Below are 14,113 nucleotides of genomic sequence, written 5' to 3' on the forward strand. Positions count from 1 at the left end.
CTTATTCCGGACGCATTTGCGGGAACAGAATGACATCGCGGATGGACGGCGCGTCGGTCAGCAGCATGACCAGACGGTCGATGCCGATGCCGCAGCCGCCGGTGGGCGGCAGACCGTATTCCATCGCGCGGATGTAGTCGGCGTCGTAGTGCATTGCCTCGTCGTCGCCGGCATCCTTCTGCGCCACTTGGGACAGGAAGCGCGCGGCTTGGTCTTCCGGGTCGTTCAACTCGGAGTAGCCGTTGGCGTGTTCGCGGCCGACGATGAACAGTTCGAAACGCTCGGTCAGGCCCGGCTTGCTGTCGGAGCCGCGCGCCAGCGGGGACACTTCCACCGGGTAGTCGATGATGAAGGTCGGGTTCCACAACAGGCTTTCGGCACATTCCTCAAACAGCGCCAATTGCAGGCTACCGAGGCCCGGCGCGGGAGGAAGCTTGCCGCCCAGGCGCTTGATCTCGCTGGCCACCCAGGCCGCGTCGGCCAGTTGAGCGTCGGTGTACTGCGGGTTGTAGTGTTTGATCGCGCCGACGATGGTGAAGCGGTCGAAGGGCTTGCCCAGGTCCACTTCCTTGCCTTGATAGCTGACGGTGGTGGAACCGCAGGATACCAGCGCGCATTCGCGGATGATGGTCTCGGTCATCTGCATCATGCGCTGGTAGTCGCTGTAAGCCTCGTAGAATTCGATCATGGTGAACTCGGGGTTGTGGCGCGTGCTCATCCCTTCGTTGCGGAAGTTGCGGTTGATCTCGAACACGCGTTCCAGGCCGCCCACCACCAGGCGCTTCAGATACAGCTCAGGCGCGATGCGCAGGTACAAGGGCATGTCCAGCGCATTGTGGTGGGTGACGAAAGGCTTGGCCGCGGCGCCGCCCGGGATCGGGTGCATCATCGGGGTTTCCACTTCCAGATAGCCTTCGCCCACCATCACGTCGCGAACCTTCTGGATGATCTTGGACCGCTTGATGAAGGTCTGGCGGCTGTCTTCGTTCATGATCAGGTCGGCGTAGCGCTGACGGTACTTGGTTTCCTGATCGGTGATGCCGTGGAATTTCTCCGGCAGCGGGCGGATGTTCTTGGACAGCAGGCGCACTTCGCTGGCTTGTACCGTCAGTTCGCCGGTCTTGGTCTTGAACAGGGTGCCTTTGACGGCGACGATATCGCCCAAGTCCCAGTGCTTGAACTCGGCGTGCAGTTCTTCGCCCACGCCGTCATTGGAGATGTAGGCCTGAATGCGGCCGCTGCCGTCTTGCAGCGTGGCGAAGCTGGCCTTGCCCATCACACGTTTCAACATCATGCGGCCGGCGACGGCAACCTCGATCTTTTCGGCTTCCAGCGCTTCTTTTTCCTTGCCTGCGTGAGCGTCCTGCAGGACTTGCGCGAAGTGGCTGCGCTTGAAGTCGTTGGGGAAGGCGATACGCTGTTCGCGGATGCTTTTCAGCTTTTGGCGGCGTTCCGCCATGATCTGGTTTTCGTCCTGGCTAGGCGATGTTTGCTCGTGTTCAGACATGTTCACTCCGTAATTCAATGCAATGGCTGTTGGCCGCCGCGCGGGCGGCGACCGGGTTAAGCGAGTTTAGGCTCAGACGCCTTGTTTCAGGCTGGCCTCGATGAAGCCGTCCAGGTCGCCGTCCATGACGCCCTTGATATTGCCCACTTCGTAGCTGGTGCGCAGGTCCTTGATTCGGGACTGGTCGAAGACGTAGGAGCGGATCTGATGACCCCAGCCCACATCGGTCTTGGTGTCTTCCAGCGCCTGCTTGGCCTCGTTGCGCTTTTTCAGTTCCAGTTCGTACAGCTTGGCACGCAGCATTTGCATCGCTTCGTCGCGGTTGCGGTGCTGGGAGCGGTCGTTCTGGCACTGCACCACGATCCCGGTGGGATTGTGGGTGATGCGCACGGCGGAGTCGGTTTTGTTGATGTGCTGACCGCCGGCGCCGGAGGCGCGGTAGGTGTCGACGCGCAAATCGGCCGGATTGATGTCGATCTCGAAGCTGTCGTCCACTTCCGGATAGACGAAGACGGAGGAGAACGAAGTGTGGCGACGCGCGTTGGAGTCAAACGGGGACACTCGCACCAGGCGGTGCACGCCGACTTCGGAGCGCAGCAAGCCGTAGGCGTATTCACCGCTGATCTTCAGTGTGGCGCTGGTGATGCCGGCCACTTCGCCTTCGGATTCTTCCAGCACTTCCACGCTGAAGCCCTTGCGTTCGGCGTAGCGGATATACATGCGCAGCAGCATGCCGGCCCAGTCCTGGGCCTCGGTGCCGCCGGCGCCGGCCTGGATATCCAGGAAGCAGTTGTTCGGGTCCATCGGGTCGTGGAACATCCGGCGGAATTCCAGCTGCGCGAGCTTGGCTTCGGCGGTGTCCAGATCGGCCTGTACGGCCAGGATGGTGTCGTCGTCGTTTTCGGCGCGGCCCATCTCGAACAGTTCGGCGCTGTCGCTGACCATGGCGCTGATCTCGTCGATCACCAGCACCACGTCTTCCAGCTGTTTGCGCTCGCGGCCCAGTTCCTGAGCGCGCTTGGGGTCGTTCCAGATATCCGGGTCTTCGGTCAGGCGGGATACTTCTTCCAGACGGTCTTTTTTACCGTCGTAGTCAAAGATACCCCCGGATATCGGCGCCACGGGTGGCCAGGTCGTCGATCTTGGCCGCGATTTGGTTCAGTACTTCGACTTCAATCATGCTCAACTCCAAATAGCAGTCTGTTAAATATAGGCAGTCGGGAAATCGGGTCTTGATCAAAGACAAAAAAGCGCACCGTAAGGTGCGCTTTTGCTGAAAAGACTTGGGATGGATCAGCCAAACAGGTGAGCGATGGCGGCGCGCTCTTCTTCCAGTTCGGCCAGGGTGAAGTTCATCCGCTCGCGGCTGAACTCGTCGATTTCCAGACCTTGCACAATCTTGTATTCGCCATTTTCGCATACAACCGGGAAGCCGTACATCACGCCTTCCGGGATGCCGTAGGAGCCGTCGGACGGAATGCCCATGGTCACCCACTTGCCGTTGCTGCCCAGCACCCAGTCGTGGACGTGGTCGATGGCGGCATTGGCTGCGGAAGCAGCGGAGGAAAGGCCTCGCGCTTCAATGATGGCGGCGCCGCGTTTGCCCACGGTGGGCAGGAATACGTCGCGGTTCCAGGCTTCGTCGTTGATCATGGCCTTGACCGGCTGACCGGCGATGCTGGCGAAGCGGTAGTCGGCGTACATGGTCGGCGAGTGGTTGCCCCATACCGCCAGTTTCTCGATGGCGGCCACCGGCTTGCCGGTTTTGGCGGCGATCTGGGACAGCGCGCGGTTGTGGTCAAGACGCAACATGGCGGTGAAGTTTTTCGGATTCAGATCCGGAGCGGACTTCATCGCGATCCAGGCGTTGGTGTTGGCCGGGTTGCCCACAACCAGCACTTTCACGTCGCGAGCGGCGTGGTCGTTCAGCGCCTTGCCCTGCACCGTGAAGATGGCGCCGTTGGCTTCCAGCAGATCCTTGCGCTCCATGCCCTTGCTGCGCGGGCGGGCGCCTACCAGCAGCGCGACCTTGACGTCCTTGAAGGCCACGTTCGGATCGTCGGTAGCGACCATGCCGGCCAGCAGGGGGAAGGCACAGTCTTCCAGTTCCATCATCACGCCCTTGAGGGCGGTTTGAGCTTGCGGCAGGTCCAGCAGTTGCAGGATGACCGGTTGATCCTTGCCGAGCATTTCGCCGCTGGCAATGCGGAACAGCAGACTGTAGCCGATTTGGCCGGCTGCGCCGGTGACGGCGACGCGAACGGGAGCTTTCATTGGCGGACTCTCCTTTGATGTATCCGATAATGACGATATGCAGATGTTGCTCTGCAGCATTAAATGCTTTTGTGCGGCTGAGTGTAACACGGAGTATAGCCAATGTGGGGGTGGATTCCTCATCAGAAAAGCTGATAGGGGCAGCAAAGTCTTGTATCTTATATAAGACTTGTATTTACGCTTGATTTGTTTGGTGATACAACAGAGAACATGACAGATCGACCGCTGCGTAGACAGCCGCTGTACAGCCAGATCAAACAGCAGTTGCTGCGACGGATCGGCGATGGCGAGTGGCAGGAAAACGATGCCTTGCCCAGCGAATGGGATTTGGCGGACGAGTTGGGCGCAAGCCAGGGCACGGTGCGCAAGGCTTTGAGCGAACTGGTGGCCGACGGTCTTTTGTATCGCGCGCAGGGCAGGGGCACTTTCGTGGCGCCGGCGCCCAGCGAATGGGGCGAAGGCCTGCTGCTGACGCCGGGGCTGTTCAACGAGCAGCCGGACGATCTGGCGAGGGAGTTCCTCGGTATTTCGCGAGGCAACGCCAGCGATGACATGGCCGCGGCATTGCAATTGCGGCGCGCTGCGCCTTTATTGAGAGTTCGGCAGTTGTGGCGCTGGCACGGCATCCCGGTCGCGGTGGATGAGGCCTTCTTGCCGGCCGACGAGTTTGAAGGGCTGGACGCGCGCTGGCTGCGCGGTTCGTCCGGGGTGTATCAGGCGCTGCAGCAGCGCTTCGGCATCCGTTTGAAGGTATTGTGCGAGCAGTTCCGCGCGCTGATGCTGCCGCGCGAGGAAAGCGCCTTGCTCGGCGTCACCGGCATGGTGGCCGAGGCGCCGGCCTTGAGCCTGATACGGATTTCAGGCTCGATGGAGGGCGTGCCGCTGGAGTGGCGGCAGCGTTACTGTTTGACGCACAACTGGGCTTATACCGCCCGCCGGGCTTGACGCGGCGGGCTTTTGACGTGACGTGGACGGCTGGGCCGGCGGCGAAAGACAGGCCGCGGCCAGCCAGTTTTGCTAGAATCCCCGGGTCATATTGCACCGCGATATTCCTGGTGCGGCATGAGCGGTAATGACGGGCATCCAGCCATAACAAAAACGGAGCCCTTCAGGCGGGCGGCCTCGTAGCGGGTCGTCTGTTGTGTAACCTCTTGGTTCTAAAAACATCCAAGGAAGCCATATGCAGAAGCAACGACCAAAGCACCTGGATCTGGCCAAGATCAGATTGCCGATTCCCGGCATCGTCTCGATCTTGCACCGGATCAGCGGTGTTGCGCTGTTCTTTTCTCTCCCACTGTTGATTTACCTGTTGCACGGTTCGCTGAGTTCGGCCGAATCGTTCGAAACCTACCGCGCCGTGGTGGGCAACCCGCTGATGAAGCTGGTGTTGCTCGGCCTGTTGTGGGCGTATATGCACCATTTCTGTGCCGGTATCCGTTTCCTCTTCCTCGATATTCATAAAGGTCTTGAACTGCAGACCGCCCGCGCCACCGCCAAGACCGTTGTGGCAGTCAGCCTGGCGCTGACCGTGGTTCTGGGAGTTGCTCTATGGTAAACCGCAATGTCGTCGGCGCCGGCTATGGCCTGCGCGATTGGATCATGCAGCGCGTCACCGCGGTGATCATGTTGATCTACACCGTGGCTTTGGCTTTGTTCCTGTTGACCATGCCGTCCGGCTACGAAGGTTGGAAGGCGTTCTTCGGCCAGTTCTGGGTGCAACTGCTGACCCAGGTAAGCTTGATCGCCCTGTTCCTCCACGTATGGGTGGGCATCCGCGATCTGTGGATGGACTATGTGAAGCCGGTGGGCGTTCGCCTGGCGCTGCACGTGTTCACCATCGTTTGGCTGGTTTCCTGTTTTATCTATTCCGTTAAAGTGGTCTGGGGGCTGTAATGGGTATTCCTGTTCGTCATTTCGACGCCGTTATCGTTGGGGCAGGCGGAGCAGGCATGCGCGCGGCCTTGCAATTGTCCGAGGCCGGCCTGAAGACAGCTGTGCTGTCCAAGGTATTCCCGACCCGCTCCCACACTGTTGCCGCCCAGGGCGGCGTGTCCGCTTCGCTCGGCAATTCCGAGGAAGATCATTGGCACTGGCATATGTACGACACCGTCAAGGGGTCGGACTGGCTGGGTGATCAGGACGCCATCGAATTCATGTGCCGCGAAGCGCCCAAGGTGGTGGTGGAGCTGGAACACTTCGGCATGCCGTTCGACCGCAACGCCGACGGTTCCATCTATCAGCGCCCGTTCGGCGGCCATATGTCGAACTTCGGCGAGAAGCCGGTGCGTCGCGCTTGCGCCGCGGCCGACCGGACCGGCCACGCCATGCTGCACGCGCTGTACCAGCGCAATGTGCGCGCCAACACTCACTTCTTCGTTGAGTGGATGGCGCTGGACCTGATCCGCGATGCCGACGGCAATGTCCAGGGCGTGATCGCCATGGAAATGGAAACTTCGGAAATCGTCGTGTTCCAGGCCAAGGCCACCCTGTTCGCCACCGGCGGCGCCGGCCGCATCTTCTCCTCGTCCACCAACGCCTTCATCAATACCGGCGACGGCCTGGGCATGGCCGCTCGCGCAGGCATTCCGCTGGAAGACATGGAGTTCTGGCAGTTCCATCCGACCGGCGTGGCTGGCGCGGGCGTGTTGATCACCGAAGGCGTGCGCGGCGAAGGCGGCATTCTGCGCAATGCGCAGGGCGAGCGTTTCATGGAACGCTACGCGCCCAACGCCAAGGATCTGGCGTCCCGCGATGTGGTGTCGCGCGCGATGGTGACCGAGATCAACGAAGGCCGCGGCTGTGGCCCGAACAAGGATCACGTGCTGCTGGACATCACTCATCTGGATCCGGAAGTGATCATGTCCAAGCTGCCTGGCATCCGCGAGATCTCGATCAAGTTCGCCGGCGTGGACCCGATCAAGGCCCCGATTCCGGTGGTGCCGACCTGCCATTACCAGATGGGCGGCATTCCCACCAACTACCACGGCGAAGTGGTGGTGCATGGCGAAAAAGTGCAGGGCTTCTATGCCGCGGGCGAATGCGCGTGCGCGTCGGTGCACGGCGCCAACCGCCTGGGCACCAACTCGTTGCTGGATTTGCTGGTGTTCGGCAAGAGCTCGGCCAATTCGATGATCGAGTTCATCAAGCAGCAGCCGGAAGATCTGCCGGAGCTGGCGCTGGCGGACGTCGAGCGCTCGCTGGCCCGCGTTGAGCGTCTGAACACCCAGACCGGCGGCGTGCAGGTCAACGATGCGCGTGAAGCCATGCAGCGCACCATGCAGGCGCACTGCGGCGTGTTCCGCTTCAAGGACATGCTGGCCGAAGGCGTGGAGAAGATTCTGGAAGTGGAGAAGATGGTGCAGCGCACCGAGATTTCCGACAAGTCCAATGTCTTCAATACCGCCCGCATCGAGGCGCTGGAGCTGGAAAACCTGATCGAAGTGGCCAAGGCCACGATGATCTCGGCCAATGCCCGCACCGAGAGCCGCGGCGCCCATGTGCGCGACGACGCCAAGGACACCGAGGAAACCCCGAACGGCCGCGACGACAAGAACTGGCTGAAGCATACCCTGTGGTATCGCGAAGCCAACCGTCTGGACTACAAGCCGGTCACCCTGAAGCCGCTGTCGGTCGATACGATCGCGCTGAAGACCCGCTCCTACTAAGGGTGCAATCAAGATGACTACCGAAACCGTCAAATTCCGCATCTACCGCTACAACCCGGAAACCGATGCCAAGCCGTACATGCAGGACATCAGCGTGGAGATGAGCTCCACCGAGCACAAGCTGTTGGATGCGCTGGTGAAGCTGAAGGTGAAGGACGACACGCTGAGCTTCCGTCGCTCCTGTCGCGAAGGCGTCTGCGGTTCCGACGCGATGAACATCAACGGCAAGAACGGCCTGGCCTGCCTGACCGACTTCCGCGACCTGAAACAGCCGATCGAGCTGCGTCCGCTGCCGGGTCTGCCGGTGATCCGCGATCTGATCGTGGACATGACTCAGTTCTTCAAGCAGTACCACTCGATCAAGCCGTATGTGATCAACGACACGCCGCCGCCGGAGCGCGAACGCAAGCAGTCGCCGGAAGACCGCAAGGAACTGGACGGCCTGTACGAGTGCATTCTGTGCGCTTGCTGCTCGACGTCCTGCCCGTCCTTCTGGTGGAACCCGGACAAGTTCGTCGGCCCGGCCGGTCTGTTGGCCGCCTACCGCTTCATCGCGGACACGCGCGACGAAGCCACCAAGGAGCGTCTGGACAATCTGGAAGATCCGTACCGCTTGTTCCGTTGCCACACCATCATGAACTGCGTGGACGTGTGTCCCAAGGGCCTGAATCCGACCAAGGCGATTGGCAAGATCAAGGACCTGATGGTCAAGCGTGCAGTATGACCGCCTACGATCCGATTGAACTCAAGCGGATCCGTTGGCGGTCCCGGCGGGGGCTACTGGAGCTGGATCTGGTGTTGGAGAAGTTCTTCGCCGGCCCCTTCGACCAGTTGGCCCCGGCCGAGATTGAGGCTTATAGGCGGTTGCTGGATTTGCCCGATACCGATTTTCTGGATGTCGTCAGCGGCAAGGCCGATTTGGACGATCCGGAAGAGATGGCCATCGTGGCGATTCTCCGCTCGCTCTGACGGCTATGCATCACCCCAATTACAACGACCATAAACCGACTGGGAGTATTGCTGTGGAAACTAATCGCAAAGTAACGCTCACATACAACGAGGGTAAGGAAACTCTGGATTTGCCGGTCCAGAGCGGCACTTTGGGGCCGGATGTCGTAGACATCCGCACCTTCTCCAAAACCGGCATGTTCACGTTCGACCCGGGCTTCCTGGCCACCGCCAGCTGCGAGTCCGGCATCACCTTCATCGACGGCGATCTGGGACAGCTCTACTACCGCGGCTACCCGATCGAGCAACTCGCCGAGAAAAGCGATTATCTTGAAGTCTGCTACCTGCTGTTGAACGGCGAGCTGCCGACCGCGGCGCAGCGCAAGGAATTCGAACGCGGCATCATGCGCCACAATATGCTGCATGATCAGCTGATGAGCCTGTTCAAGGGCTTCCGCCGCGACGCGCATCCGATGGCCGTGATGGTGGGCGTGGTGGGCGCGCTGTCCGCCTTCTACCATGACTCCTTGGACATCTCCAATCCGGAACATCGCCGCATTTCCGCGCATCGCCTGGTGGCCAAGCTGCCGACCATCGCCGCGCAAGCTTACCGCTACAACAAGGGCCTGCCGTTCTCCTACCCGAAAAACGGCCTGACCTACGCGGAAAACTTCCTGCACATGATGTTCTCCACCCCGTGCGAAGAGTACAAGGTGAACCCGGTGCTGGCGCGCGCGCTGGACCGCATCTTCACTCTGCACGCGGACCATGAGCAGAACGCTTCCACCTCCACCGTGCGTCTGGCCGGCTCCTCCGGGGCCAATCCCTTCGCCTGCATCGCCGCCGGCATCGCCTGCCTGTGGGGCCCGTCTCACGGCGGCGCCAACGAAGCCGTGCTGAAGATGCTGGACGAGATCGGCAGCGTGGAAAACGTGGCCGATTTCATGCAAGGCGTGAAGGACAAGCGCTACAAACTGATGGGCTTCGGCCACCGCGTGTACAAGAACATGGACCCGCGCGCCTCCATCATGAAGCAGACCTGCGACGAAGTGCTGAACGAGCTGGGCCTGCACAACGATCCCAAGTTCAAGCTGGCGATGGAGCTGGAAAAGATCGCGCTGTCCGATCCGTATTTCATCGAGCGCAAGCTGTACCCGAACGTGGATTTCTACTCCGGCATCGTGCTGTCGGCGATCGGCATCCCGGTATCAATGTTCACTCCGATCTTCGCGCTGGCCCGCACCGTGGGCTGGATTGCTCACTGGAGCGAAATGATTTCCGACCCGGCGATGAAAATCGGCCGTCCGCGCCAGTTGTACACCGGCGCGCCCCGCCGCGATTTCACCCCGGTGGAGAAACGCAAGTAAGCAGGAACGAGGGTTGGCTGGAGCAGGGCTTCAGTCAGCCTTTTTTTCCGGCCCGAAGGCGGGCCGGGGCAGGGTCAGAATGTTATGGGAAGCACAACAAAAAAGTTTTTCCGATAGCGTTTTCCCCATGCTGCAACAGGGAGTTCGCGCCAGGGCGTAGCTGGCCGGATTCCGAACAGAAACGACAAAGGGTAGCCCCATGATGCAATCCATGTACAGCCATTCTTACCTGTTCGGTGGGAATGCACCGTTCATCGAGGAGCTGTACGAACAGTACCTCGCTGACGCCAATTCCGTTCCGAATGAGTGGCGCGACTATTTCGACAAGCTGGCGCAAGCGCCGGGCGCTGCCGAACGCGATGTGCCGCACATGCCGATCCAGGAATCCTTCATTCAGCTGGCCAAGAAGCCGGCCGCCGGCCAGCGCGCCAGCAGCGGGGCTGAATGGGACACCATGCAAAAGCAGGTGGGGGTGCTGAAACTGATTTCCGCCTACCGCGTGCTGGGCAGCCGCCAGGCCAACCTGGACCCGCTCAAGCGCATGGATCAGGAACTGGTGCGCGAACTGGATCCGGCTACCCATGGACTGACCGGGGCCGATATGGCGGTGCAATTCAACGCCGGCTCGCTGGTGGGCCCGCAGAAGATGCCGCTGTCCGACATTCTGGCGCGTCTGAAGCAGACCTACTGCGGCAATATCGGCGTCGAGTACATGCACATCACCAAGTCGGATGAAAAGCATTGGGTGCAAAAGCGCTTCGAGGGCGACCTGTCCACGCCGCATTACGACGCGGCCAAGAAGCAGCGCATCCTGAAGCAGATCACCGCCGCCGAGACGCTGGAACGCTATCTGCACACCAAATACGTCGGCCAGAAGCGCTTCTCGCTGGAAGGCGGCGAGTCGGCTATCGCCGCGCTGGACCATCTTATCCAGAACGCCACCGGCCAGGGCGTGCAGGAACTGATCATCGGCATGGCTCACCGCGGTCGTTTGAACGTGCTGGTCAACACCCTGGGCAAGCTGCCGCGCGACCTGTTCGCCGAGTTCGAAGGCAAGGCCGCCCAGCAAATGGCTTCCGGCGACGTGAAGTACCACATGGGCTTCTCGTCGGACATCCCGACCGCCGACGGCCCGATGCATGTGTCGCTGGCCTTCAACCCTTCTCACCTGGAGATCGTCAACCCGGTGGTGGAGGGCTCGGTGCGCGCGCGTCAAGAGCGCCGCAAGGACACGGAACGCAAGACCGCGGTACCGGTATTGATTCACGGCGACTCCGCCTTTGGCGGTCTGGGCGTCAACCAGGGCACTTTCAACCTGTCGCAGACCCGCGGCTACGGCACTGGCGGCACCATCCACATCGTGATCAACAACCAGGTGGGCTTCACCACCTCGGACACCCGCGATATCCGTTCGACGATGTACTGCACCGACGTGGCCAAGATGATCGAAGCGCCGATCTTCCACGTCAACGGCGATGATCCGGAAGCCGTCTGCTATGTGATGCAGGCCGCGCTGGACTACCGCATGACCTTCAAGAAGGACGTGGTCATCGATCTGGTGTGCTACCGCAAACTGGGCCACAACGAGGGCGACGATCCCTTCCTGACCCAGCCGATGATGTACAAGAAGATCGCCAAGCATCAGGGCGTGCGCGCGATGTACGCCGAGCGTCTGGTGCAGGAAGGCGTGCTGAAGGCGGAAGAAGCCGACGCGCAAATCCAGGCCTACCGCGACGCGCTGGACAAGGGCGAGCACGTAGAGCAGACCGCGCTGACCAACTACAAGCGCGAGCACGCGCTGGACTTCAGCCAGTACCTGGGCACCCACTGGGCGCACCCGACCGACACCTCCTTGCCGCAGGCCGACATCCAGCGCCTGACCGACAAGTTCACCTCGCTGCCGGAGGGCTTCAAGCTGCACCCGACGGTGCAGAAGGTGCTGGCCGCGCGCAAGGCGATGGCCGCCGGCGAGCAGAACGCGGACTGGGGCATGGCCGAGACCCTGGCTTACGCCAGCCTGGTGACCAACGGTTTTGGCGTGCGCCTGTCCGGCGAAGACTCCGGCCGAGGCACCTTCAGCCACCGCCACGCCGTGCTGCACGACCAGAACCGCGAGAGCTGGGACCAGGGCAGCTACGTGCCGCTGCGCAATATGTCCGACAACCAGGCTGATTTCCTGGTGATCGACTCCATCCTGAACGAAGAAGCGGTGCTGGCCTATGAATACGGTTATGCCTGTTCCGCTCCGGATCAGCTGGTGATTTGGGAAGCTCAGTTCGGCGACTTCGCCAACGGCGCCCAGGTGGCCATCGACCAGTTCATTTCCTCCGGCGAGACCAAGTGGGGCCGTCTGTGCGGCCTGACCACCATCCTGCCGCACGGCTACGACGGCCAGGGCCCGGAACACTCGTCCGCGCGCCTGGAGCGTTGGCTGCAACTGTGCGCCGAGCACAATATGCAGGTGGTGATGCCGTCCGAAGCCTCGCAGATGTTCCACATGCTGCGTCGCCAGGTGCTGCGGCCGTACCGCAAGCCGCTGGTCATCTTCCTATCCAAGCGCCTGCTGCGCTTCAAGGATTCGATGAGCCCGATCGAAGCATTCACCAGCGGAAGCTTCCGCCCGGTGATAGGCGACTCGGTGGTGCAGGACGCCAAGAAGGTCAAGCGCGTGTTGCTGTGCGCCGGCCAGGTGTATTACGACCTTGCCGCCGCCCGCAAGGAACGCGGCCTGGACGAAGATATCGCCATCGTGCGCATCGAGCAGCTCTACCCGTTCCCGACCGAGCAGGTGGCCGCCGAGCTGGCGCGCTTCCCGCAGGCTCGCGAAGTGATGTGGGTGCAGGAAGAGCCGCGCAACCAGGGCGCGTGGTACCAGATCCGTCACCGCCTGGAAGGCCTGCTGGGCGCCAAGCAGTCCTTGTCGTTCGCCGGCCGTCCGTCGTCCGCTTCCCCGGCCGTAGGCTATATGAGCAAACACGTCGCCCAACTCAAGGCTTTCGTTGAAGAAGCCATGTCGGTCGCCAAATAACCACTGAATGAGTTCGAGGCAGCCGGAGGGCTGCCTCTACATGGAGAAGAACATGCTGATTGAAGTTACCGTCCCGCAACTGCCCGAGTCCGTATCCGAAGCCACGCTGATGAGCTGGCACAAGAAGGTTGGCCAAGCCGTCAGCCGCGACGAGAACCTGATCGATCTGGAAACCGACAAAGTGGTGCTGGAACTGCCAGCGCCGCAGGCAGGCGTGATCGTTGAAATCATCGTGGAAGACGGCGCCACCGTGGTGTCCGGCCAACTGATCGCCAAGATCGACACCGCGGCCAAGGCCGGCGATGTGGCTCCGGCCGCCGCGGCCGCGCCGGCTGCTGCTCCGGCTCCCGCCGCCGCCCCGGCTGGCGCCGCCGCCATGCCGTCCGCCGCCAAACTGGCTGCGGAAACCGGCGTCGACCTGTCCAAGGTGGCCGGCTCCGGCCGCGACGGCCGCGTGTTGAAGGAAGACGTGCAGGCCGCCAAGCAAGCCGCTCCGGCCCAGGCCGGCCCGGTGCTGGCTCCGGCCGCCGCCGGCGCCGCGCTGTCCGCCACCCCGGCCGCGGTCAACGTCGCCGCCATCCTGTCCGATCGTCCGGAACAGAGCGTGCCGATGTCCCGTCTGCGTCAGCGCGTGGCTGAACGCCTGATCCTGTCGCAGCAGACCAACGCCATCCTCACGACCTTCAATGAAGTGAACATGAAGCCGGTGATGGACCTGCGCGCCAAGTACAAGGACCGCTTCGAGAAGGAGCACGGCATCAAGCTGGGCTTCATGGGCTTCTTCGTCAAGGCCGTGGTCGCCGCGCTGAAGAAATACCCCATCGTCAACGCCTCGGTGGACGGCAACAACATCATCTATCACGGCTACTTCGACATCGGCGTGGCCGTGGGCAGCCCGCGCGGCCTGGTGGTGCCGGTGATCCGCAATGCCGACCAGCTGAGCCTGGCCGACATCGAGAAGCAGATCGCCGACTTCGGCAAGCGCGCCCAGGAAGGCAAGCTGACCGTGGAAGAACTGACCGGCGGCACCTACACCATCTCCAACGGCGGCACCTTCGGTTCGATGATGTCCACCCCCATCATCAACCCGCCGCAGTCCGCGATTCTGGGCATGCACGCCACCAAGGAGCGCGCCGTGGTTGAGAACGGTCAAGTGGTGGTGCGTCCGATGATGTATCTTGCCCAATCCTACGACCACCGCATCATCGACGGCCGCGAAGCCGTGCTGAGCCTGGTGGCGATCAAGGACGCGATTGAAGATCCGGCCCGCCTGATCCTCGACTTGTAATCACCCTCGGCCGGGGGCGCGCTCCCGGCCTGTCTT

General features: G+C 61.7%; 12 protein-coding genes. 9 read left to right on the forward strand and 3 right to left on the reverse strand.

Annotated features, from left to right (window positions below; all coding sequences use genetic code 11):
* Position 1 precedes the first annotated feature (1 nt).
* From lysS to BR71_RS02625, 3 genes are all read right to left on the reverse strand, one after another.
* Positions 2-1,507 (reverse strand): lysine--tRNA ligase, encoded by a 1,506-nt coding sequence (gene lysS / locus BR71_RS02615; protein ID WP_043632313.1) that lies wholly within the window; start codon positions 1,505-1,507, stop codon positions 2-4.
* Positions 1,508-1,579: 72 nt separating this feature from the next.
* Positions 1,580-2,684, reverse strand: a protein-coding gene (gene prfB / locus BR71_RS02620) for a peptide chain release factor 2 (RefSeq protein ID WP_114152232.1) whose coding sequence is annotated in 2 segments (ribosomal slippage) — positions 1,580-2,602 and positions 2,604-2,684 — 1,104 coding nt in all. Because the reading frame shifts where the segments join, the coding sequence is not laid out codon by codon here.
* A gap of 116 nt (positions 2,685-2,800) precedes the next feature.
* Entirely contained in the window at positions 2,801-3,781 is a 981-nt protein-coding gene (locus BR71_RS02625; protein ID WP_019103266.1) for a malate dehydrogenase, read from the reverse strand.
* Between the two features lie 210 nt (positions 3,782-3,991).
* Here BR71_RS02625 and BR71_RS02630 point away from each other — a divergent pair, with 210 nt between their 5' ends.
* From BR71_RS02630 to odhB, 9 genes are all read left to right on the forward strand, one after another.
* Positions 3,992-4,726 carry a GntR family transcriptional regulator gene (locus BR71_RS02630; RefSeq protein ID WP_043632316.1) on the forward strand — a complete coding sequence of 245 codons (735 nt, stop codon included), beginning with the start codon at positions 3,992-3,994 and terminating at the stop codon, positions 4,724-4,726.
* A gap of 235 nt (positions 4,727-4,961) precedes the next feature.
* On the forward strand, positions 4,962-5,336 hold the full coding sequence (gene sdhC / locus BR71_RS02635) for a succinate dehydrogenase, cytochrome b556 subunit (protein ID WP_019103264.1): 375 nt from the start codon (positions 4,962-4,964) through the stop codon (positions 5,334-5,336).
* The gene (sdhD, locus tag BR71_RS02640; RefSeq protein ID WP_043592734.1) at positions 5,330-5,674 is read left to right on the forward strand and encodes a succinate dehydrogenase, hydrophobic membrane anchor protein; all 345 of its coding nucleotides are present in this window, start codon (positions 5,330-5,332) and stop codon (positions 5,672-5,674) included. The genes sdhC and sdhD overlap by 7 nt, the downstream gene beginning before the upstream one ends.
* Complete coding sequence (gene sdhA, locus BR71_RS02645) at positions 5,674-7,446, forward strand: succinate dehydrogenase flavoprotein subunit (RefSeq protein WP_043632319.1); 1,773 nt, start codon at positions 5,674-5,676, stop codon at positions 7,444-7,446. Before sdhD ends, sdhA begins: the two co-directional genes overlap by 1 nt.
* Positions 7,447-7,459: 13 nt before the next feature.
* Positions 7,460-8,170, forward strand: a complete 711-nt coding sequence (locus BR71_RS02650) for a succinate dehydrogenase iron-sulfur subunit (RefSeq protein ID WP_019103261.1) — start codon at positions 7,460-7,462, stop codon at positions 8,168-8,170.
* Positions 8,167-8,415 (forward strand): FAD assembly factor SdhE, encoded by a 249-nt coding sequence (locus BR71_RS02655; protein ID WP_019103260.1) that lies wholly within the window; start codon positions 8,167-8,169, stop codon positions 8,413-8,415. The genes BR71_RS02650 and BR71_RS02655 overlap by 4 nt, the downstream gene beginning before the upstream one ends.
* Before the next feature lie 53 nt (positions 8,416-8,468).
* Complete coding sequence (gltA, locus tag BR71_RS02660) at positions 8,469-9,761, forward strand: citrate synthase (protein WP_039756047.1); 1,293 nt, start codon at positions 8,469-8,471, stop codon at positions 9,759-9,761.
* 199 nt (positions 9,762-9,960) lie between these two features.
* A complete protein-coding gene (locus BR71_RS02665; RefSeq protein ID WP_043632322.1) occupies positions 9,961-12,789 on the forward strand; it encodes a 2-oxoglutarate dehydrogenase E1 component in 2,829 nt (942 codons plus the stop codon).
* Positions 12,790-12,841: 52 nt separating this feature from the next.
* On the forward strand, positions 12,842-14,077 hold the full coding sequence (odhB, locus tag BR71_RS02670; protein WP_043632325.1) for a 2-oxoglutarate dehydrogenase complex dihydrolipoyllysine-residue succinyltransferase: 1,236 nt from the start codon (positions 12,842-12,844) through the stop codon (positions 14,075-14,077).
* The last annotated feature ends 36 nt before the right edge of the window (positions 14,078-14,113 follow it).

Origin of the sequence: Chromobacterium haemolyticum DSM 19808, assembly GCF_000711885.1 — a bacterium.
Lineage (GTDB): Bacteria > Pseudomonadota > Gammaproteobacteria > Burkholderiales > Chromobacteriaceae > Chromobacterium > Chromobacterium haemolyticum.